Consider the following 21,886-nt stretch of genomic DNA (forward strand, 5'->3'; position numbering starts at 1 on the left):
GTTGCACCCGCACAACTGTAATATAACGGGAGTATGCACAAAAATAATGCATTTTCCGCATTAATATAAGCGGATATTAAAAATACACCACGACGTATAGCTTATGCTGCGACTATTTACAGCCTGTTGGCAACCTGCCTACAGCACATAATCCATGCACTGCCGGGCCTGCCGTATTGCGCCGATAAAGGGCTTGATGGCTTGGTGCGTCGGATGATTTTGATACGCGTCCAGCGCTGCTGCCGACTCGAATTCCGCATACAGCACCACGTCGTAAGTCGCCTCCAGCCCGTCCTGCGCCAGCGCGACTTCAAGCTTCAGGATGCCCGGCACGATGCCATTGCAACTTTCGATCATCTGTTTCATCTTTACCGCATTGCTGGCCTTGTCTGCGCCTTCGGCGTGGTCTTTAAGTTGCCACATGACGATGTGCTTGAGCATGATTGATATCCTGTTTATGTGATTTTGAAGAGACCAGCACCTTAAATCTTTGCGGGCCGGATGTCCAAGCGCAATAAGTGTGCCGAGTCAGGGCCGAGTCAGGGCTGAGTCTTAAACCACTTCAAACAGGCCGGCAGCGCCCTGGCCGCCGCCGATGCACATGGTCACAACCACGTATTTGACGCCGCGCCGCTTGCCTTCAATCAGCGCATGCCCGGTCAGGCGTGCGCCGGATACGCCATACGGATGGCCCACCGCAATCGCTCCGCCATCGACATTCAGGCGATCCATCGGAATCCCGAGCGTGTCGGCGCAATACAGCACTTGCACCGCAAACGCTTCGTTGAGTTCCCACAGGCCGATGTCGGAGACTTTCAGGCCGGCTTTTTTCAGTAGTTTGGGAATCGCAAATACCGGGCCGATGCCCATCTCGTCAGGTTCGCAACCGGCTACCGCAAAACCGCGGAAGATGCCGAGCGGCTGCAAGCCTTTGGCTTCGGCAACCTTGCTGTTCATCACGATGGCAACCGATGCGCCGTCGGAGAATTGGCTGGCGTTACCGGCGGTAATCACGCCGCCCGGAATTGCCGAACGGATTTTCGATACCGCCTCGAGCGTGGTGTCGGCGCGGATGCCTTCATCGGCGCTGATCGTGACTTCCCGCGTCATCAGCATGCCGCTCGCCTTGTCGGCCACGCCCATGATGGTGGTCATCGGCACGATTTCATCCATGAACCTGCCGGCGGCTTGCGCGGCTGCGGCGCGCAACTGGCTTTGCACACCGTATTCGTCCTGACGCTGGCGCGCGATGTTATAGCGCTTGGCGACGGTTTCCGCGGTTTGCAGCATCGGCCAATACAGTGCCGGCTTGTGCTCTTGGAGCCAGACTTCCCGGATCATGTGCAAGTTGGCTTCCTGTTGCACGCAGGAGATCGACTCGACGCCGCCGGCTGCATAGATATCGCCTTCGCCGGCGATGATGCGCTGCGCCGCCAGTGCGATGGTTTGCAGCCCGGAAGAGCAAAACCGGTTGATCGTCATGCCGGCCGTGGTCACCGGGCAACCGGCGCGCAAGGCAATCTGGCGCGCAATATTGCTGCCGGTCGCACCTTCCGGCGTGGCGCAACCCATCATTACGTCTTCCACTTCACCGGGCTCGATTCCAGCGCGTTCAATCGCGGCATGCAATACATGACCGCCCAGCGTGGCGCCATGGGTCATGTTGAAAGCGCCCTTCCAGGATTTGGCCAGAGCAGTGCGGGCGGTCGATACGATGACGGCATCGGTCATGAAAGTCTCCTAATTGTCGGTGGTATGTTTGGTTTTCTAGTCTTGCAAAGGGCTTGTTTGCAACAAAGCCGATGCGTTCATTGGGTTTGTTAAATCGCAGAATATCATAATTTAGTACGATCGTTCGTAAATATAAAAGACGCTTGAAATTCCAATCAGGCTTGCCCTTTGCGGCGCTGCCGGCTGGTAATTTCCTCGCAAGAATCACGTAAGCTTCAAAGCTGAAACTCAAACACTGCTTGGACCAGCGCGTAGCGCGCAAGCCCCTGATAAAAATAGTTTGAGGAGAAAAAATGGCGCCCGCAACACCCCCTGCGCACGTCATCACAGCAGAAGAACAGAAGGTGATTTTTGCATCCTCGCTGGGCACCATTTTCGAATGGTATGACTTTTATCTGTATGGCTCGCTCGCCACCATCATTGCCCGGCAGTTCTTCTCGGGCGTGGATGAAAACACCGGTTTCATCTTTGCGTTGCTGGCATTTGCCGCCGGCTTCATCGTGCGCCCATTTGGCGCGCTGATTTTCGGCCGCTTGGGCGACATGATCGGGCGCAAATATGTCTTCCTGCTGACGATCCTGATCATGGGCAGTGCAACTTTCATCGTCGGCCTGTTGCCCAGTTACGCCTCGATCGGAATGGCCGCGCCGATTGCGCTGATCACCATGCGCATTTTGCAAGGCCTGGCTCTGGGCGGTGAATACGGCGGAGCCGCAATTTATGTCGCCGAACATGCGCCGCATCACAAGCGCGGCATTTTCACCTCGTGGATTCAGACCACGGCAACGCTGGGTTTGCTGATGTCGTTGCTGATTATTCTGGGCATGCGCAGTGCAGTCGGCGAAGAAGCATTCCAGGATTGGGGCTGGCGCATTCCGTTCCTGGTATCGATCTTTCTGCTGGCGGTGTCGGTCTGGATCCGCATGTCCTTGCGTGAGTCACCCGCTTTCGCACGGATGAAGGCGCAAGGCAGAACTTCGCCGGCACCGCTCACCGAGTCTTTCGGGCGCTGGAAAAACATGAAAATCGTCATCCTGGCGTTGTTCGGCTTGACCGCAGGCCAGGCTGTAGTCTGGTACACCGGCCAGTTCTACGCGCTGTTCTTCCTGATCCAGACCCTGAAGGTAAACAGCCAGACCGCAAATCTGCTGATTGCAGCCTCGCTGTTGCTGGGAACGCCGTTTTTCATCATTTTTGGCGCGCTCTCCGACAAAATCGGCCGCAAGCCGATCATCATGGCCGGCTGCTTGCTGGCTGCATTGACGTATTTCCCGATCTTCAAGGCCATCACGCATTACGCTAATCCGGCGCTGGAAGCGGCGCAGATCAGCGCACCCGTAATCGTCAAAGCCGATCCAGCCGAGTGTCATTTTCTATTCAATCCCACGGGCGTAAAGAAATTCGATTCTTCCTGCGACATCGCGCGCACCGCGCTGACCAAGGCTTCCGTCAATTATGCAAACGTCGACGGTCCTGCCGGATCGGTCGCCACGATCCAGATCGGCGAGCAGGTCCTGCAAGGATTTGACGCCTCCGGCCTGAGCGCGGCAGATGCCGACGCGCAAACCGAAGCTTTCACCAAACAGATGGCGGTCGCCCTGAAAGCTGCCGGTTACCCAAGCAAGGCCGATCCGGAACAGCTCAACCGCGGCATGCTGCTGTTTTTGCTGTTCATGCTGATGCTGTTTGTGACCATGGTGTACGGCCCGATTGCGGCGCTGCTGGTGGAATTGTTCCCGACCCGCATCCGCTACACCTCGATGTCGCTGCCGTACCACATCGGCAACGGCTGGTTTGGCGGCTTTTTGCCCACCACCACTTTCGCGCTGGTGGCCTTCAAAGGCGACATTTACTACGGCTTGTGGTATCCGGTGATCATCGCCCTGATGACATTCGTTATCGGCATGCTGTACATCAAGGAAACCAGCGGCAAAGACATTTACGCCAGAGATTGATGTTATTTGGATACGCCACACCGGTACAATCGACGCCACTTGCATGGCCGCGTTCAGATCGATTGCGGCTTCCACGATGAACAGAAAGAGAAGATATGGCATCCGGAAAAATTCTTGTCGCCCAAGGCGGCGGCCCGACTGCAGTAATCAACCAGTCGCTGGTGGGCGTGACGCTGGAAGCGCGGCGTTTTCGCAATGTTGAACTGGTCTATGGCGCCCGTCATGGCGTGCGCGGCATCTTGGAGGAAGACTTTCTCGACCTGACGCAGGAAACCAGCCAAAACCTGGAACTGGTGGCCAATACGCCTTCTTCAGCGCTCGGCTCCACCCGCGACAAACCGGACGTCAAGTATTGTCAGGAAATCTTCAAGGTGCTGAAGGCGCACCAGATCGAACACTTTTTCTACATCGGCGGCAACGATTCAAGCGACACCGTGCATATTGTCAGCCAGCAAGCGCAGAAAGCCGGTTATCCGCTGCGCTGCATTCACATTCCAAAGACGATAGACAACGACCTGGTCGGCAGCGACCACACGCCCGGATTTCCATCGGCGGCACGCTTTGTGGCGCAAGCGTTTACCGGCGCCAACCTGGATAACGCATCTTTGCCCGGCGTGTATGTCGGCGTCGTGATGGGCCGCCATGCGGGCTTTCTGACGGCGGCAGCGGCGCTGGGCAGGAAATTCCCCGACGACGGGCCGCACCTGATTTATCTGCCCGAGCGCACCTTTGTGCTGGAGCAATTTCTGGCCGACGTGAAGGCAGTGCATGATCGTATCGGGCGCTGTGTAATTGCGGTTTCCGAGGGCATTCACGACGCTTCAGGTACGCCCATTATCAGCCTGCTCGCTAAAAATTCAGAGCACGATGCGCACGGCAATCTGCAACTCTCGGGCACCGGCGCGCTGGCCGATCTGTTGTGTGAGGAAATCAAGAACAAGCTCAAGATCAAGCGCGTGCGAGGCGACACCTTCGGCTACCTGCAGCGCTCGTTCATCGGTTGCGTGTCGGATGTGGATCAGCGCGAAGCGCGCGAGGTCGGCGAAAAAGCGGTGCAGTTTGCGATGCGGGGCGGCCGCGACGGCTCGGTGGCGATCCGGCGCAGCGGCAATTATGCGGTCGATTATACGTTGCTGCAATTGCAGGAAGTGGCGGGAAAAACGCGCGTAATGGAAGATGCATTCATCGCCGCATCCGACACTGACGTCACCGAAGCCTTCCGCCAATATCTCCGTCCTTTATTGGGCGCCGACATGCCGGAAGCATCCCGGCTGCGGGCCAATCCGGTGGCGAAGATTATTGCTGCCGCTGGTTGATATTCGACGGTATTCACCGCCATGGTTCAGTTTTTCCGCTCGCACCACCACCTACGCCTGACTTTTGCACTGCTGACCGGGTGTGCTGCCATATTTGCACTGCCCGAATCCTGGCTCTGGATCACCCGTATATTGGTTGGCTGGGATATTGCAGTGTGGTCGTATCTGTGCCTGATGGGATGGTTGATGCTGCGCGCCGATCACGCCAGGGTGCGAAAAATTGCCGAGCAGGAGGATGAGAGCGCGGTTGCCGTGCTGGCTATCATGTCCCTCAGCGCCATTGCCAGTCTGGCTGCAATCATCCTGGAACTGGCAGCCGCGCAAGAATTGTCCACTGGCCAGCGCGTTCTGCACTATGCGTTTACCGGCGCTACCGTGCTAGGTTCATGGTGCATGGTCGGCACCATGTTTACCATTCATTACGCCCGCATGTTTTATCGGGCTCCGGCCAGCAAGCGGCCGCTCGGGTTTCCAGAGCAAGAAAAAAATCCGGATTACTGGGATTTCCTGTATTTCGCATTCACCATCGCAGTGACGGCGCAAACCTCGGATGTAAGCATTTTGAGTCGCCCAATGCGCAAGGCGGTGCTGGCGCAATCCCTGCTCAGTTATCTGTTTAACGCGGCAATTCTGGGGTTTTCGGTCAATATTGCGGCGGGCTTGCTGGCGGCCTGAGTATTTCGCGTACAGCATGCTTCTTTCGAATGAAGCGGAGTATGCATAAAAACGATGCCATTCCCGCATTAATTATTTGATCTACTAAAAATACATCAGCATGTATTTTCATGCTACCGATTATGCCAGCTATCAGTTCGGGGAAAAAAAACGGCCATCACTCGATGGCCGTTTTTTGTCAAACACATCCAGCACATCAGCTTATCCGTTAAAGGTTTTTCCTTCATCGGCCAGCTTTTGCAACAACGGTGCTACTTTCCACGCGTCACCATTGCGGCCGCGTGCGTATTTTTCCATCGCCATCACCACATTCGGTAGACCGACGGTATCGGCATAGAACATCGGGCCGCCACGGAATAGCGGGAAGCCGTAACCGGTCAGGTACACGATGTCGATGTCGGAGGCGCGTTGGGCAATTCCTTCGTCCAGGATAGTCGCGGCTTCATTGAGCATCGAGAACACCAGGCGCTCGACGATTTCCTGATCGCTGATCTTGCGCCGTTCGATACCCAGATCGGCCGAGTGATTAACGATCATGTCGTTGACCACTTGTGCTGGGTACGCCTTACGGTCGCCGGCCTTGTAGTCATACCAGCCAGCCTGTGTTTTTTGGCCGAAACGTCCCATTTCGCACAGCAGATCGGCGGTTTTGGAGTAACTGATGTCCGGTTTGTCGATATACCGGCGCTTGCGGATATACCAGCCGATATCGTTGCCGGCCAAATCGCCCATGCGAAACGGTCCCATCGCGAAGCCGAATTTCTCGACAGCTTTGTCGACCTGCTCCGGCAGGCAGCCTTCTTCCAGCAAAAAGCCGGCCTGGCGGCTGTATTGCTCGATCATGCGGTTGCCGATGAAGCCGTCGCAGACTCCGGAAACGACGCCAGTTTTCTTGATTTTTTTCGCCAGTACCATGACGGTGGCCAGCACATCCTTGCCGGTTTTCGCGCCGCGCACGATTTCCAGCAACTTCATCACATTGGCCGGGCTGAAAAAGTGGGTGCCGATCACGTCTTGCGGTCGCTGTGTATAGCTGGCGATGCGGTTTATGTCTAGCGTTGAAGTATTGGTGGCCAGAATGGCGCCCTGTTTCATTACTGCATCGAGCTTTTTGAACACGGTTTCTTTCACGCCCATGTCTTCGTACACTGCCTCGATCACGATATCGGCCTGACCGATTTCTTCATACGATAGCGTGCCCTTGATCAGATCGATGCGCTGTGCGCATTTCTCGGGTGAAAGTTTGCCCTTCTTCATCGTATTTTCGTAATTCTTGCGAATCGTAGCTAATCCCTTGTCCAGCGCTTCCTGCTGCATTTCGAGAATGGTCACGGGAATGCCGGCATTGGCGAAATTCATCGCAATGCCGCCGCCCATGGTGCCGGCGCCGATCACGGCGACCGAATGGATCGCGCGCACTGGCGTGTCGGCAGGTACGTCGGCAATCTTGCTGGCCGCTCGTTCGCTGAAGAATGCATGACGCAACGCTTTGGATTCCGTGGTTTGTATCAGTGCCATGAACAGGTCGCGCTCGAACTTGAGGCCATCTTCGAACTTCATGGTTACCGCTGCTGCCACCGCATCCACGCATTTCAACGGGGCCGGAAACGGACCCGCCATCGCCTTGACCGTATTGCGCGAGAACTGGAAAAACGCTTCATGGTTCGGGTAGTCGACGTTGATGTCGCGCACCTTCGGCAGCGGACGCACGTCAGCCACGCTGGCGGCAAAGGCGAGTGCACCCTGCATCAAATCGCCTTCGATGATTTGATTGAACAAGCCAGTTTGTGCCAGCTTTTCAGACGCAACCGGCGTGCCGGACACGATCATGTTCAAAGCCATTTCAACCCCGACCGCGCGCGGCAGCCGCTGGGTGCCGCCGGCACCGGGCAACAACCCAAGCTTGACTTCAGGCAGGGCGATTTGAGCGCCGGGCACCGCTACCCGATAGTGGCAAGCCAACGACAGCTCCAGCCCGCCGCCCATGCAGACCGAATGTATTGCCGCTACCATCGGCTTGGTGGAATTTTCGACCATATTGATAACGGTGTGCAAGGAAGGCTCAGTCAGCGCTTTGGGCGAATTGAATTCCTTGATGTCGGCACCGCCGGAGAATGCCTTGCCGGCACCGGTAATCACCACCGCCTTGACGGCATCGTCTGCCAGCGCTTTTTTCATCCCGTCGACCAGCGCGCTACGGGTCGATAATCCCAGACCATTTACCGGCGGATTGTTCAGAGTGATGACGGCGACCGCGCCATTGACTTGATATTCGGCAGTCATAACTGCTCCTTTAGGGTGAGGTTGTCTCACATTGTTGAATGGTTGAAATGCGGCTGTTGAAAACGGGTGTTTCGCGTACTGCAGAGCGTTTAACTATACCGTAAAAAGAACGATCGTATTATTTTAAGTTTAAAAAAACCGATGCAAAAATGCATCGGCAAATTCCGTCTTGCGTTGCCGGTCAAACTTCCAGCCATTCCTTGCGAATTGCGGCGTCAACGCGCAATTGCTGCGGCGTGCCCTCAAATACGATGCTGCCGTGTCCCATGACATACACGCGCTGCGAGATTTCCAGCGCAATCGCCAGTTTTTGTTCGACCAATAGTATCGAGATGCCCCGCTCTTGCAGTGCTTTCAGATATTCGGCCACCAGATCGATAATTTTTGGCGCCAGACCTTCGGTCGGCTCATCGATCATGATCAGATCAGGATCGCCCATCAAGGTGCGGCACAGCGTCAGCATCTGCTGCTCGCCGCCCGACAGCACGCCGGCGGCCACCTGCCGGCGCTCTTTAAGCCTGGGAAACATTTGGTACATGTCGTCAAACGACCAGCGCGACTTTTTACCTTTTTTCTGGCCCAGCAGCAGATTTTGCTCCACCGTCAGGGTGGGGAAGATGTCGCGATTTTCCGGCACATAGCCGAGTCCTTTGTGGGCGATCTGAAAAGCCTTCAAGCCAATCAATTCCTCCCCCTTGAACAGAATCGAGCCGACAGCTTCGACCTGCCCCATCACAGCCTTGACTGTGGTGGAGCGCCCGACGCCGTTGCGGCCCAACAGGCTGACGATCTCGCCTTTGGCAACCGTCAGGTCAACCCCGTTCAGGACGTGGCTCTTGCCGTAAAAGGCGTGCAAGCCCTTGATTTCGAGAAGTGGCTTCATGCCGTAGCCCCCTCTGGTGCATGATTGCCCAGATACGCTTCTTGCACCTGGCTATTGCCGCGAATATTGGCCGGAGTATCGCAAGCGATGATTTCGCCATACACCAGCACCGCAATTTTGTCCGCCAGGCCAAACACCACGCTCATGTCGTGCTCGACCATCAACAAGGTTTTGCCGGCCGTTACCTTGCGGATCAGTTCCACCGCCGCATCGGACTCGGAGCGGCTCATGCCGGCAGTGGGTTCATCGAGCAGGATGACATCGGCGCCACCGGCAATGGTGATGCCGATTTCCAGCGCGCGCTGTTCGGCGTAGGTCAATAAGCCAGCCATCACGTCACGCCGTCGGGCCAGGCCGATATCGACCATTACCTTTTCGGCGCACTCCTTTGCATCTTTCAAGCCATTCAAGCGGTGCCAGAACGAGTATTTGTAACCGAGCGACCAGAGCACTGCGCAGCGCAGGTTTTCGAATACCGTCAGGCGATGGAAAATATTCGTAATCTGAAAACTGCGCGACAAGCCCAGCCGATTGATCTGAAATGGCTTGAGCCCCGCAATGCTGCTGCCATTGAGCAAGATATCGCCGGAACTCAGCGGGAAACGCCCCGAAATCAGATTGAATAATGTCGATTTGCCCGCACCATTGGGGCCAATCACCGCAAAACGCGCGCCTTTCGGTATCTGCAAATGGGTGCCGCGAATGATTTCGGATTTACCAAAACTCTTGCGCACATCCTTCAGTTCCAGAGAAAAATTACACATTATGCTGCACTCGCAATCAATTGAATTTCCGCATTTACTTCATCCCAGACTTGCTGAAATGCCGGCCGGGTGCGATTTATCCCCAGGCAACCCAGCACGAACAAGATGGCAGCCACCGTCCAGCCGGGGGCTGCCATGGTATCCACAGTAAAACCGAACAATTGCATCTCGCTGCCGTTGACCAATTCGAGACTCAGGTGATACAGCATTTCGATGGCGATCACAGCGCCGCAGAAGGCCACCAGCGAGGCCGCGCACACTGCGGCCAGATGCGGCCAGACGCGGCCAAACTTGCGGTATTTCATCAGCCGTAAATTCAACATCAGCAAGCTGGCGATGCCGCCCGGCGCATAAATCACGATGATGATGAAAAATACCCCCAAGTACAACTGCCAGGCCTTAGTAAAATCCGACAGCAAGACGGTCAGGAACACGCCGATGACGGCGCCCAGCATCGGGCCGAAAAAGAAGCCGATGCCGCCGATAAAAGTGAATAACAGGATGGCCCCGGAGCGCAGCGCACTGACGTTCTCGGCGCTGACGATTTCAAAGCTGATGGCCGACAAGCCGCCCGCTATGCCGGCAAAAAAGGCCGACAGAATCAGGGTCAGGTAGCGCACCCAATGCGGGTTGTAGCCAATGAATTCAACCCGCTCCGGATTGTCGCGCACCGCATTGATGATCCGGCCGAGTGGGGTCTGGGTAAATGCGTACATGCCGATGGTGCTGACGAACAGCCAGAATGCAATCAGGTAATAGACCTGAATCTGTGGGCCATAAGTAATGCCAAGGAAAGCCTGCCCGACCACCCGATTGGCCGAAACGCCGCCTTCACCGCCGAAAAATTCCGGGAACATCAGCGAACAGGCAAACACCAGTTCGACAATGCCCAGGGTAATCATGGCGAAAGTGGTGCCCGATTTTTTTGTGGTGACATAGCCGAACAGCACGCCGAACAACATGCCGGCAAAACCGCCCACCAGCGGAATCAGGGTTATCGGAATCGGCACCGTGCCAACCGTAGCCAGATTGATGGCGTGAATGGCACAGAATGCGCCCAGTCCGGAGTACACCGCGTGACCGAACGACAACATGCCGCCCTGCCCCAGCAGCATGTTGTAGGACAGGCCGAAAATCATGATAGTGCCCATCTGGGTCAGCACCGATAGCGCAGCGCCTTGATGGAAAATGACCGGTGCGATGACCAAAATCAGCGCAAACACACTCCAGATGATCCAGCGACCCAAGTTCAACGGGGTAAATTTTACATTGGTAGTCATGGCATCATCCCTCCCGCGTGCCCATCAAGCCCTTCGGCCTGAAGATCAGAATCAGCACCAGAAACAGGTACGGCAGGATCGGCGCGACTTGCGCAATCGTCAGCCGCAGCACCGGGTAGCCAAAGGTTTGTGCGTTGATTTGAGCGCCAAACGCACTCAGCACGCTGATGATTGAATAATCCAGCGCCACCGCAAAGGTCTGCAGAATACCGATCAATAGCGACGCCAGCAGTGCGCCCACCACCGATCCCATGCCGCCGACAACTACTACGACAAAAATGATGCTGCCCACCGCATGCGCCATATTCGGCTCGGTGACAAAGGCATTGCCGCCGACCACGCCAGCCAGCCCGGCCAATGCACAGCCGCCGCCAAACACCAGCATGAATACGCGCGGCACGTTGTGCCCCAGCGCTTCGACGGCATCCGGATGGGTCAGCGCAGCCTGGATTACCAGGCCGATGCGGGTGCGCGTGAGCATCAGATACATCGACAACAACATCAGCAAGGCAATCAGCATGATGAAGCCGCGATAAATGGGAAAGGTAGTTGTATACAGCGTAAACAAGGGGCCATCCAGCTCGGGGGGAATTGGGTACGGCACTGCCGCGCGGCCCCAGATCAATTGCACCAATTCGACAATTATGTAAGACAAGCCGAAGGTGAATAACAGTTCAGGGATGTGTCCATATTTATGCACTTTACGCAGACCATAGCGCTCGACACCGGCCCCCAGTACGCCAACCAGCAAAGGTGCAATAAACAAAGCCGGCCAAAACCCTAGTTGGGTACTGATGCTATAGGCGAAATACGCGCCAACCATGTAGAAACTGGCATGGGCAAAATTGAGTATGCCCATCATGCTCAGAATAAGGGTCAAACCGGATGAAAGCATGAACAGCAAAAGCCCATAGCTCAAGCCATTCAATAATGTAATTAAGAGGAACTCCACGCGATGCGCCCTTGGTTTTTGGGTTATTCAGACTTTTTCAAGTGCACCGGATTGTCTACCTAAGGCACGAAAAAAGTGGCGCAGATGCAAACTGCGCTACTTTGCTATATCAATTCGTGAGTATTCAGCTCGATTCAGTTTTAATCTGGAGTATGCCAATTTTCATGGCGTTTTCCGCATATTTTTATTGCAGATATAAAATATACCCATACTTTTTCAATTTTATTTGAATCTACATCTGCATCTGTAAGTGAAATTACGCTGTCGGCAATTTATGATCTTTAAACTGTTCCCGCATCTTGTTTTTCAGAATTTTTCCGGTGGCGCCGATCGGCAACGCTTCCACGAAGGCGATATCATCCGGAGTCCACCATTTGGCGATCTTGCCTTCATAAAACTGGATCAATTCTTCCTTGCTCACTTCGGCACCCGGCTTTTTCACCACCACCAATAACGGGCGCTCGTCCCATTTTGGATGCACTACGCCGATGCATGCCGCTTGCTGGACTGCGGGATGCGCCATTGCGATGTTTTCCAGCTCGATAGTGCTAATCCATTCGCCGCCGGACTTGATCACATCCTTGCTGCGGTCGGTAATCTGCATGTAACCATCGGCATCGATGGTGGCCACGTCGCCGGTCGGGAACCAGCCGTCTTCCAGCACATCGCCGCCTTCGCCCCTGAAATAACTGCTGATGACCCACGGCCCCTTGACCAGCAGATTGCCGTAGGTTTTGCCATCCCACGGCAACTCACGGTCATCGTCACCGACAATTTTCATGTCCACGCCATAGATCACATGGCCCTGTTTTTCCAGAATTGCCTCTTTTGCGTCTTCCGGCAAGGCGGCCTGCCGCACCGACAGCGTGCAGGCGGTGCCGAGCGGCGACATTTCGGTCATGCCCCAGGCATGCACCACCTCGACCCCATATTGATGGCGCAAGGTTTTCATCATGGACGGCGGACAGGCGGAGCCGCCGATCACGGTACGCTTGAAGCTGGAGAATGTCAGATTGTTTTGCGCCACATAGGTCAGCAAACCGAGCCAGATAGTCGGCACGCCGGCAGAGAACGTCACCTGCTCCTGCTCAAACAATTCATACAGCGATTTGCCGTCCATCGCAGGGCCGGGAAACACCATTTTCGCGCCGACCAGCGGCACCGAATACGGCAAGCCCCAGGCATTGACGTGGAACATCGGCACCACGGGCAATACCGTATCGCGCGCAGAAACATTCAAGCCATCCGGCATCGCCGACGCATAGGAATGCAGTAACGTGGAGCGATGCGAATACAGCGCCCCCTTCGGATGGCCGGTGGTGCCGGAGGTATAGCACAGGCTGGACGCGGAATTCTCGTCGAATAGCGGCCATTCATAATCGTCGGAGCTGGCGGCGATCAATTCCTCGTAGCACAACAGATTGTCGACCTTGCTTGTTGCGGGCATGTGTTCGCGGCCGCACAGCATCACGAAACCCTTGACCGTGCCGCATTGCGCCGCAATCGCTTCGATGATCGGCAGGAAATTCATGTCAAACAGCAGATACTGGTCTTCTGCATGGTTGACCATGTAAGCGATCTGCTCCGGGAACAGGCGCGGATTAATCGTATGCAGCACCGCACCGGAGCCCGAAACAGCGTAATAGGCTTCCAGATGGCGATACCCGTTCCAGGCGATGGTGGCCACCCGGTCGCCCATTTTGACGCCCAAATTGGCCAGCGCCTTGGCCAGTTGACGCGCTCGCTTGTGGCAATCGGTATAAGTGTATCGATGCAAATCGCCCTCAACCCGCCTTGATACGATCTCGCTTTTACCGTAATAACGATCGGCGTGACGGATGATATTGGAGATCAACAAAGGCTGACTCATCATTTGCCCCATCAGCGGGCTTTTTGAATACTGCGACATGAACTCTCCTGAGTTAGAGCAAGCTGGTTTGCGATTGATTATTTGATTGATTTTCGAACGAGCGTGCTAAAAGTGTCAATTACTTTCTGTTGTGCAGGGCAGCATGAAAACCCCATCGCCCTCCCTGTCAATAATAAATTTAACATGGAGTATGGTATTTAATTGTGCATTATCTGCATATATTTAAGCATGCATTAAAAATACATTATGTAGTATATAAAATTATCAAATAATACTTGAATGCCGGAGATACGAATCGCCGTCAAAATGCACGACTTTCCGGATAGTGTGATACTGCCGGAAAACACAGACAAACATTTGACACAGACAGGATTAATCGACATGAGCGCCCCCATTTCACCCCAGAGCGGTCATTTAACAGGCACCTTGCCACTTAGCAATTCATTCGCGAGACTGCCGCCGGCATTCTTTACCAAGCTGATGCCAACGCCGCTGCCCGCGCCTTATCTGGTCGGCGCCAGCGCTTCTGCTGCACGGTTGATCGGGCTTGCACCGGCCGAATTTACCAGCCGGGAGTTCATTGAAACCTTTACCGGCAACCGCACGCCAACCAGCGCGGTGCCGGTGGCGGCAGTGTATTCCGGTCACCAGTTTGGAGTCTGGGCCGGGCAACTCGGCGACGGCCGCGCGATTCTGCTGGGCGAAGTGCCGGATTGCAGCAACTCCGGGAACGCCTGGCAGGAATTGCAGCTCAAGGGCGCAGGCCTTACGCCCTACTCCCGCATGGGTGACGGGCGGGCGGTGTTGCGTTCCTCGATCCGCGAATTCCTATGCTCGGAAGCGATGCACGGGCTGGGCATTCCCACCTCGCGCGCGCTCTGCGTGACCGGCTCGGATCAATATGTGATGCGCGAGACGCCCGAAACTGCCGCGGTCGTCACGCGCATGGCGCCCACTTTTGTGCGTTTCGGTTCCTTCGAGCACTGGTTTTACAACGACAAGATGGAAGAGCTGAGAACGCTCGCCGATTACGTCATCGACCGTTTCTACCCGGAATTACATGCAGCCGACAATCCGTACCAGGCCTTGCTGCAGGAAGTAACCCAGCGCACCGCGCACCTGATGGCCGGCTGGCAAAGCGTCGGCTTCATGCATGGCGTCATGAATACCGACAATATGTCGATACTCGGCCTGACGCTCGATTACGGCCCGTTCGGCTTCATGGAAGCGTTCGACCCGCAACATATCTGTAACCACACCGACCGCCAGGGCCGCTATTCGTATCGGATGCAGCCGCAAATGGCAGAGTGGAATTGCTACGCGCTGGGGCAAGCGCTGCTGCCGCTGATCGGCAGTGTCGATGCGACGCGGGCCGCGCTGGAACCGTTTCAGGCGCATTACGCCGCTAAACTCGATCGCCTGCTGCACGCCAAACTCGGCTTGATCAGCGTGCAAAAATCGGATCAACTTCTGTTCGACGCGATGTTTGGTTTGATGCAGGCCAATCAGGTCGATTTCACTTTGTTTTTCCGTCTTTTGTGCGATCTGGAATTGGATAATGCAGGTAAAGATACGCGGTTGCGCGACCTGTTCATTGACCGCGCCGCCTTTGATGCTTGGGCCGATCAATACCGGGGCCGCCTGCGGCAGGAGAATAGTTCCGACCTCCAGCGCAGGCTTGCAATGCAGGCAATAAACCCCAAGTACGTGCTGCGTAATTACCTGGCGCAGGTTGCCATCGAAAAAGCGCAAAATAAGGATTTTTCGGAAGTTGCCAAGCTTTTGGCAATCCTCGAAAAACCGTTTGACGAACAGCCGGAACACGCCGCTTACGCCGAATTGCCGCCAGACTGGGCAAGTCAGCTGGAAGTGAGCTGCTCATCCTAGGAGGCACGATGAATTCACCCAAAGTCACCAAAACCGAGGCCGAATGGCAGGCACTGCTCGATCCATCCGATTATGAAGTCACCCGACACGCGGCGACCGAACCCGCTTTCAGCGGCCGCTTCTGGGATCACCATGAAGCCGGTATCTATACCTGCGTCTGCTGTAACACGCCGTTGTTCGAGTCGGACGCCAAATTCGACTCCGGTTGCGGCTGGCCGAGTTATTTCAAGGCAATCAATCCTGACAATGTTTCCGAGCATGTCGACCGCAGCCATGGCATGATACGTACCGAAATTTTATGCAATGTATGCAATGCCCATCTGGGGCACGTGTTCCCGGACGGGCCGCCGCCGACCGGACTACGCTATTGCATTAATTCAGCATCATTGCGATTCGAGCCAAAAACCTAGCCATCAAGAAAAATTATCCAATGAAATTTTTATTCGACCTGCTCCCCGTCATCATTTTCTTTGCCGTATTCAAATGGGGCGAGGGCCACGCCGATTCGGCGCAAGCGCTGGTATCGCATTATTTTTCCGGTCTTATTTCCGGCGGCGCGATTACTGCCAGCCAGGCGCCGATCCTGCTCGCTACCGTGGTCATGATTATCGTGAGCGTGGCGCAAATCGGCTATTTATTGTCGCGCGGCAAAAAAGTCGATCCGATGCTGTGGGTGTCGTTACTGATCGTCGGCATATTCGGCGGCGCCACCATCTATTTCCATAACGAGAATTTCATCAAGTGGAAACCGACCGTGCTGTACTGGTGTTTTGCCTCAGCGTTGTTGGGCGGCCAGATTTTCATGCGGAAAAATCTGATTCGCTCCATGATGGAAAAACAGATAAAGCTCCCCGACATCATCTGGCAGCGGCTGAATCTGGCCTGGAGTGCATTCTTTCTGGCAATGGGCGTTCTTAATCTGTATGTCGCGTTTAATTTCCCCACTGCGATCTGGGTCAATTTCAAGCTTTTCGGCGGCATGGGCTTGATGTTCGCGTTCATCATCGCGCAAAGCTTGTTCTTGTCCAAATACATGAAGGATTCGGCATGAGCGCGCGTTTTGATGCGATCCGCAACCAGTTGATTGCAACTTTCGATCCGACCGCATGTCAACTGGAAGATGATTCGGCGCGTCATGCCGGCCATGCGGGTGCCGCATCCGGCGGTGGACACTACACGCTATACATTGTGTCGCGCCACTTTGAGGGGCAAAGCCGCCTTAGCCGGCATCGGCTGGTGTATGATTCCTTGCAAGGTTTGATGCATTCCGACATTCATGCCTTGGCCATTACAGCCCTGGCACCGTCCGAAATATAATAAAATTATTTTCTTTTGTATTTTTCTTTACTTCCCATTTTAGGAATCAATGATGACTTTAAAGCCTGCCCGTTTACTGGTGATACTTTTTGCAGCCGCTGCCCTGCCTGTAATGGCACAAAACCTTGCCATAGTTAATGGCAAGAAAATTCCTTCCTCACGTGTTGAACTGATGGCCAAGCAACTGGCGTCGCAAGGCCAGCAGGATTCGCCGCAGTTGCGCGCGATGATCAAGGAAGAATTGATCAACCGTGAAATCCTGATTCAGGAAGCCGACAAACGTGGCTTGGGCATGAGTGCCGATGTCAAGAATCAAGTTGAAATTGCCCGCCAATCAATCGTAATTCGTGCTTTGGTGGCAGACGTCATCAAGAAAACCCCGGTCAGCGACGCCGATATCAAAGCGGAATACGACAAGTTCAAGGCTCAGGCCGGCGACAAGGAATACCATGCGCGCCATATCCTGGTTGAAAAGGAAGACGACGCGAAAGCAATCATCGTCAAGCTCAAATCGGGTAGCAAGTTTGAAGACCTGGCCAAGCAATCCAAAGATCCTGGCTCGGCAGCCAACGGTGGCGATCTCGACTGGGCCGCTCCTGCCGCCTACGTAAAACCGTTCTCCGACGCGATGATCGCGCTGCAAAAAGGCCAAGTCACTGAAACGCCGGTCAAGAGCCAGTTCGGCTATCACGTTATCAAGCTTGAAGATGTTCGTGCCGCAAAAGTGCCGACGCTAGAAGAAGTCAAACCACAAATTGCAGAAAAGCTGCAACAACAAAAGCTGCAGGAATTCCAGCAGGGATTACGTAAAAAAGCGAAAGTGGAATAAAACCCAGGTTTTTGATGTAATCAAAAAAAGCGCTCTGAAAAGAGCGCTTTTTTTATAATATGCAACTAATTACCCAACTCGATTACCCAACCCATTTGCGCGCATTGCGGAACATGCGCATCCACGGCGAATCCTCGCCCCATGACTCCGGGTGCCAGGATTGCTGCACCGAGCGGAACACGCGCTCGGCATGCGGCATCAATACGGTAAACCGCCCATCCGGCGTAGTCACGGAGGTAATCCCTTGCGGCGAGCCGTTCGGATTGTACGGATAGCCTTCTGTAACTTGGCCTTGGTTATCGACGAAACGCATTGCGGCAACAACTTCATCGATATTGCCTGTCTGGCTAAAATCCGCATAGCCTTCGCCGTGTGCGATCGCGATCGGGGTTTGCGTGCCGGCCATGCCCTGGAAGAAGATCGATGGTGAATCCGCCACTTCGACCATCGCAAAGCGCGCGTCGAACTGTTCCGATTTGTTGCGCGTAAACTTGGGCCATGCCTGCGCGCCAGGAATGATGGATTTCAAATTGCTCATCATCTGGCAACCGTTGCAAATGCCGAGACCGAAAGTATCGGTGCGCTGGAAGAACAGCGCAAATTGCTCGGCCAGTTTGGCATTGAAAAGTATGGTCTTGGCCCACCCTTCGCCGGCGCCCAGCACGTCGCCATAAGAAAAACCTCCCACCGCGATCAGGCCGCTGAAATCATCCAGACGAGCACGACCGGCAATCAAATCGCTCATGTGTACATCGACTGCGGTAAAGCCCGACTTGTGCATCACATACGCGGTTTCCACATGCGAATTGACGCCTTGCTCGCGCAGGATTGCCACGCGCGGCCTGACTCCGGTGGCGATATACGGCGCGGCGATATCTTGCTGCGGCTCGAACGTCAGTTTCGGGGTGATGCCGGGGTCTGTGATATCCAGAATGCGGTCGTATTCGGCATCGGCGCAGGCTGGATTGTCGCGCAAACGGGCGATGCGCCAACTGGTTTCGCTCCACAAACGCTGCAACGCCACACGCGGTTGTTTGTAAATCGACTTGGCATCGCGCATGAATTCAATCACGTCCTGCATATGCGGCTTGCCGATGATGTTGCTGCAGGCACCCAGATTGTGGGCGCGCAGCACGTTCATCACGTCCGATTTTTGCTCCGCACGAACCTGAATCACTGCCCCCAGCTCTTCACTGAACAGTGCGCGCAGGGTCAGGTCGTTGCGGCGCTCTGCCACTTGGCCGGCCCAATCCTTGGCTTCGCCACTGTCGGTGGCGTGCTCGCCTTCCAGCGTTAGCATATCCAGATTGATGGCTAAACCACACCGGCCGGCGAATGCCATTTCGGTCAGCGTGGCAAACAGGCCGCCGTCGGAACGGTCGTGATACGCCAGCAGCTTACGTTCGGTATTGAGTTGCTGGATCGCCGCGAAGAAAGCTTTCAAGTCGTCGGCGCTATCGACATCCGGCGTTTCGTTGCCGATTTGCTGCATGACTTGGGTTAGTGCGGAAGCTCCCATGCGGTTTTTGCCGCGACCGAGATCGATCAGAATCAGCACGGTGTCGCCAGCATCGGTGCGGATTTGCGGCGTCAGTGACAGGCGTACATCGTGTACTGGTGCAAAAGCGGTGACAATCAGCGACACCGGCGAGGTAACCGCTTTGGCAACGCCTTCGTCTTTCCAGGTGGTGCGCATCGACAGCGAATCCTTGCCGACCGGGATGCTGATGCCGAGCGCCGGACAGAGTTCCATGCCGACTGCCTTGACGGTATCGAACAAGGCGGCGTCCTGTCCCGGCTGGCCGCAGGCGGCCATCCAGTTGGCGGACAATTTAATGTCTGAAATATCCTTGATCGGTGCCGCGGCAATATTGGTGATCGCTTCGCCTACTGCCATGCGGCCGGAAGCGGCGGCGTTGATGGCAGCCAACGGGGTACGTTCGCCCATCGCCATCGCTTCGCCCAAGAATCCCTCAAAACTCATCGTGGTGACTGCGCAATCGGCCACCGGCACTTGCCACGGGCCGACCATCTGATCGCGTACCGTCATCGCACCGACGCTGCGGTCGCCGATGGTGATCAGGAAGGACTTGTCAGCCACTGCCGGCAGGCGCAACACCCGCTGCGACACTTCCAGCAAATCCATGCCGGTCAAATCGAGCTCGGGTAAATCCAGTGCGACATGCGTGGCGTCCCGATGCATTTTCGGCGGCTTGCCGAGCAGCACGTCCATCGGCATATCGACCGGATTGTTGCCATGTTCCGGATCGATCACTTTCAGTTGGCGCTCTTCGGTGGCGGTGCCAACCACTGCGAACAAACTACGCTCACGCTGGCATATGTATTCGAACAAAGGCAGGCTGTCGGGCGCGATGGCGAGCACGTAACGCTCTTGCGACTCGTTGCTCCAGATTTCTTTCGGTGCCAGACCGCTTTCTTCCAGCGGAACTTTGCGCAAATCGAAAATCGCGCCACGCTTGGCATCATTGGTAATTTCCGGAAAAGCGTTCGACAAACCGCCGGCGCCGACGTCGTGAATCGAAATGATCGGGTTCTCGTCGCCCATCGCCCAGCAAGCGTTGATGACTTCCTGCGCACGGCGTTCCATCTCCGGATTGCCGCGTTGCACCGAATCGAAATCCAGATCGGCGGTGTTGGTGCCGGTCGCCATCGAGGATGCGGCGCTGCCGCCCATGCCGATGCGCATGCCGGGGCCGCCCAACTGGATCAGCAGGCTGCCGACCGGGATATCGTTCTTGTGCGTGTGTATGTCAGCAATGCTGCCGATACCGCCGGCAATCATGATTGGCTTATGGTAGCCCAGCACATTGCCACCGACGTTTTGCTCGTAGGTACGGAAATAACCGGCCAGCGTCGGACGGCCAAATTCGTTACTGAACGCAGCGCCGCCTAACGGGCCATCGATCATGATTTGCAATGGCGACGCGATGCGGTCCGGTTTGCCATACACACGGGAATCGGTATTGGCATCCACGCCGGCTTGCGTCACATCGAGATCGTTTTCCCAAGGCTGAACGGCATCCGGCAAATTCAGGTTGGAGACGGTAAAACCGCACAAACCAGCCTTCGGCTTGGAGCCACGGCCAGTCGCGCCTTCGTCGCGGATTTCGCCACCGGCACCAGTAGAAGCTCCAGGAAATGGCGAAATCGCAGTCGGATGGTTGTGCGTCTCAACCTTCATCAAGGTATGCGTCAATTCCACCGAGCTCTCATACACGTTGCCCTTAGCCGCACCGCGCTGATAAAAGCGCGCGACAGTCGCCCCTTCCATGATGGAAGAATTGTCGCTATAGGCAACGATGGTGCCTTTCGGCTGCAGCAGATGGGTATTCTTGATCATCGCAAACAGCGATTTATCTTGGACTTCACCGTCAATGGTCCAGTCGGCGTTAAATATTTTATGGCGACAATGCTCGCTATTGGCTTGCGCGAACATCATCAATTCAACGTCAGTCGGATTGCGCTTGGCTTGCGTAAATGCGGCCAGCAGGTAATCGATTTCATCGTCCGACAAGGCCAGGCCGAGATCGGTATTCGCCGTCACCAGCGCAGCTTTGCCGCCGGCCAGCATATCGATAGATTCCAGCGGCTTGGCTGCCAGCTCGGTGAACAAGCCGGCGGCGTCGCTGGCCGAACGCAATACCATCTCCGTCATACGGTCATGCAGCAAGGCGGCAACCGTTTGCGCTGCCGCATCAGATAATTTTTTAACGCCGCCCAGCAAGCCGGACTTCAACTGCACCCGATACGCCACGCCGCGTTCGATGCGCTTGATATGCGCCATGCCGCAGTTGTGCGCGATGTCGGTAGCTTTGCTGGCCCAGGCAGAAATAGTGCCAAAGCGTGGAATGACGATGAACTCTTCGCCATTTTCGACCAAATCTGAAAAGGGTTCGCCATAGGTCAGCAACGCGTGCAGGCGGCTGGTGTCGTCTTCCGATGCAGTCAGGCCGGCATCAACAAAATGGGTGAAGCGCCCGGTGATGGCGATAATATTGGCATCGACAGCCTGCAATTGCGACAGAAGACGTTGGGTACGGAAAGCGGACAGTGCGTTGGAACCGGGAAGAATCAGCATAGGGAGAGGAAACGCTCGAAGGAGATTTGATGCAGTGGAACTGCA

At 55.4% G+C, this 21,886-nt stretch carries 17 protein-coding genes; 8 read left to right on the plus strand and 9 right to left on the minus strand.

Going from position 1 to position 21,886, the window contains the following annotated elements; all coding sequences use genetic code 11:
- Positions 1 to 138: 138 nt before the first annotated feature.
- Both FKCLFG_RS07990 and FKCLFG_RS07995 read right to left on the minus strand, forming a co-directional pair.
- Positions 139 to 441, minus strand: coding sequence for a Dabb family protein (locus FKCLFG_RS07990; RefSeq protein WP_472615677.1), 303 nt, complete (start codon positions 439 to 441; stop codon positions 139 to 141).
- Between the two features lie 111 nt (positions 442 to 552).
- Positions 553 to 1,731 (minus strand): acetyl-CoA C-acyltransferase, encoded by a 1,179-nt coding sequence (locus FKCLFG_RS07995; RefSeq protein ID WP_472615678.1) that lies wholly within the window; start codon positions 1,729 to 1,731, stop codon positions 553 to 555.
- A 293-nt stretch (positions 1,732 to 2,024) separates the two neighbouring features.
- Between FKCLFG_RS07995 and FKCLFG_RS08000 the strand changes: the two genes are divergently transcribed.
- The 3 genes from FKCLFG_RS08000 (at position 2,025) to FKCLFG_RS08010 (ending at position 5,677) form a co-directional block, all read left to right on the plus strand.
- Positions 2,025 to 3,686, plus strand: a complete 1,662-nt coding sequence (locus tag FKCLFG_RS08000; protein WP_472615679.1) for an MFS transporter — start codon at positions 2,025 to 2,027, stop codon at positions 3,684 to 3,686.
- Positions 3,687 to 3,781: 95 nt separating this feature from the next.
- Positions 3,782 to 5,002, plus strand: a complete 1,221-nt coding sequence (locus tag FKCLFG_RS08005; protein WP_472615680.1) for a 6-phosphofructokinase — start codon at positions 3,782 to 3,784, stop codon at positions 5,000 to 5,002.
- 21 nt (positions 5,003 to 5,023) lie between these two features.
- Positions 5,024 to 5,677, plus strand: a complete 654-nt coding sequence (locus FKCLFG_RS08010; RefSeq protein ID WP_472615681.1) for a DUF1345 domain-containing protein — start codon at positions 5,024 to 5,026, stop codon at positions 5,675 to 5,677.
- Positions 5,678 to 5,878: 201 nt separating this feature from the next.
- Here the strand turns inward: FKCLFG_RS08010 and FKCLFG_RS08015 are convergent, their stop codons facing one another.
- From FKCLFG_RS08015 to FKCLFG_RS08040, 6 genes are all read right to left on the minus strand, one after another.
- Entirely contained in the window at positions 5,879 to 7,960 is a 2,082-nt protein-coding gene (locus FKCLFG_RS08015; RefSeq protein WP_472615682.1) for a 3-hydroxyacyl-CoA dehydrogenase NAD-binding domain-containing protein, read from the minus strand.
- A 181-nt stretch (positions 7,961 to 8,141) separates the two neighbouring features.
- Entirely contained in the window at positions 8,142 to 8,843 is a 702-nt protein-coding gene (locus FKCLFG_RS08020; protein WP_472615683.1) for an ABC transporter ATP-binding protein, read from the minus strand.
- Positions 8,840 to 9,607 carry an ABC transporter ATP-binding protein gene (locus tag FKCLFG_RS08025; protein ID WP_472615684.1) on the minus strand — a complete coding sequence of 256 codons (768 nt, stop codon included), beginning with the start codon at positions 9,605 to 9,607 and terminating at the stop codon, positions 8,840 to 8,842. The genes FKCLFG_RS08020 and FKCLFG_RS08025 overlap by 4 nt, the downstream gene beginning before the upstream one ends.
- Entirely contained in the window at positions 9,607 to 10,887 is a 1,281-nt protein-coding gene (locus FKCLFG_RS08030; protein ID WP_472615685.1) for a branched-chain amino acid ABC transporter permease, read from the minus strand. The genes FKCLFG_RS08025 and FKCLFG_RS08030 overlap by 1 nt, the downstream gene beginning before the upstream one ends.
- A gap of 4 nt (positions 10,888 to 10,891) precedes the next feature.
- Positions 10,892 to 11,839, minus strand: coding sequence for a branched-chain amino acid ABC transporter permease (locus tag FKCLFG_RS08035; protein WP_472615686.1), 948 nt, complete (start codon positions 11,837 to 11,839; stop codon positions 10,892 to 10,894).
- Positions 11,840 to 12,095: 256 nt separating this feature from the next.
- Entirely contained in the window at positions 12,096 to 13,748 is a 1,653-nt protein-coding gene (locus FKCLFG_RS08040) for a 3-(methylthio)propionyl-CoA ligase (protein ID WP_472615687.1), read from the minus strand.
- A 342-nt stretch (positions 13,749 to 14,090) separates the two neighbouring features.
- Between FKCLFG_RS08040 and FKCLFG_RS08045 the strand changes: the two genes are divergently transcribed.
- The 5 genes from FKCLFG_RS08045 to FKCLFG_RS08065 are packed head-to-tail and all read left to right on the plus strand — an operon-like array spanning position 14,091 to position 17,742.
- Entirely contained in the window at positions 14,091 to 15,596 is a 1,506-nt protein-coding gene (locus FKCLFG_RS08045) for a protein adenylyltransferase SelO (RefSeq protein WP_472615688.1), read from the plus strand.
- A gap of 8 nt (positions 15,597 to 15,604) precedes the next feature.
- The gene (gene msrB, locus FKCLFG_RS08050; protein WP_472615689.1) at positions 15,605 to 16,006 is read left to right on the plus strand and encodes a peptide-methionine (R)-S-oxide reductase MsrB; all 402 of its coding nucleotides are present in this window, start codon (positions 15,605 to 15,607) and stop codon (positions 16,004 to 16,006) included.
- A gap of 20 nt (positions 16,007 to 16,026) precedes the next feature.
- Entirely contained in the window at positions 16,027 to 16,647 is a 621-nt protein-coding gene (locus FKCLFG_RS08055) for a septation protein A (protein WP_472615690.1), read from the plus strand.
- Positions 16,644 to 16,913, plus strand: coding sequence for a BolA family protein (locus FKCLFG_RS08060; RefSeq protein WP_472615691.1), 270 nt, complete (start codon positions 16,644 to 16,646; stop codon positions 16,911 to 16,913). The genes FKCLFG_RS08055 and FKCLFG_RS08060 overlap by 4 nt, the downstream gene beginning before the upstream one ends.
- A gap of 52 nt (positions 16,914 to 16,965) precedes the next feature.
- The gene (locus FKCLFG_RS08065; protein WP_472615692.1) at positions 16,966 to 17,742 is read left to right on the plus strand and encodes a peptidylprolyl isomerase; all 777 of its coding nucleotides are present in this window, start codon (positions 16,966 to 16,968) and stop codon (positions 17,740 to 17,742) included.
- Between the two features lie 82 nt (positions 17,743 to 17,824).
- Here FKCLFG_RS08065 and purL read toward each other — a convergent pair whose 3' ends face one another.
- The gene (purL, locus tag FKCLFG_RS08070) at positions 17,825 to 21,841 is read right to left on the minus strand and encodes a phosphoribosylformylglycinamidine synthase (RefSeq protein ID WP_472615693.1); all 4,017 of its coding nucleotides are present in this window, start codon (positions 21,839 to 21,841) and stop codon (positions 17,825 to 17,827) included.
- Positions 21,842 to 21,886 lie beyond the last annotated feature (45 nt).

This window comes from Gelidimonas denitrificans (assembly GCF_055694065.1).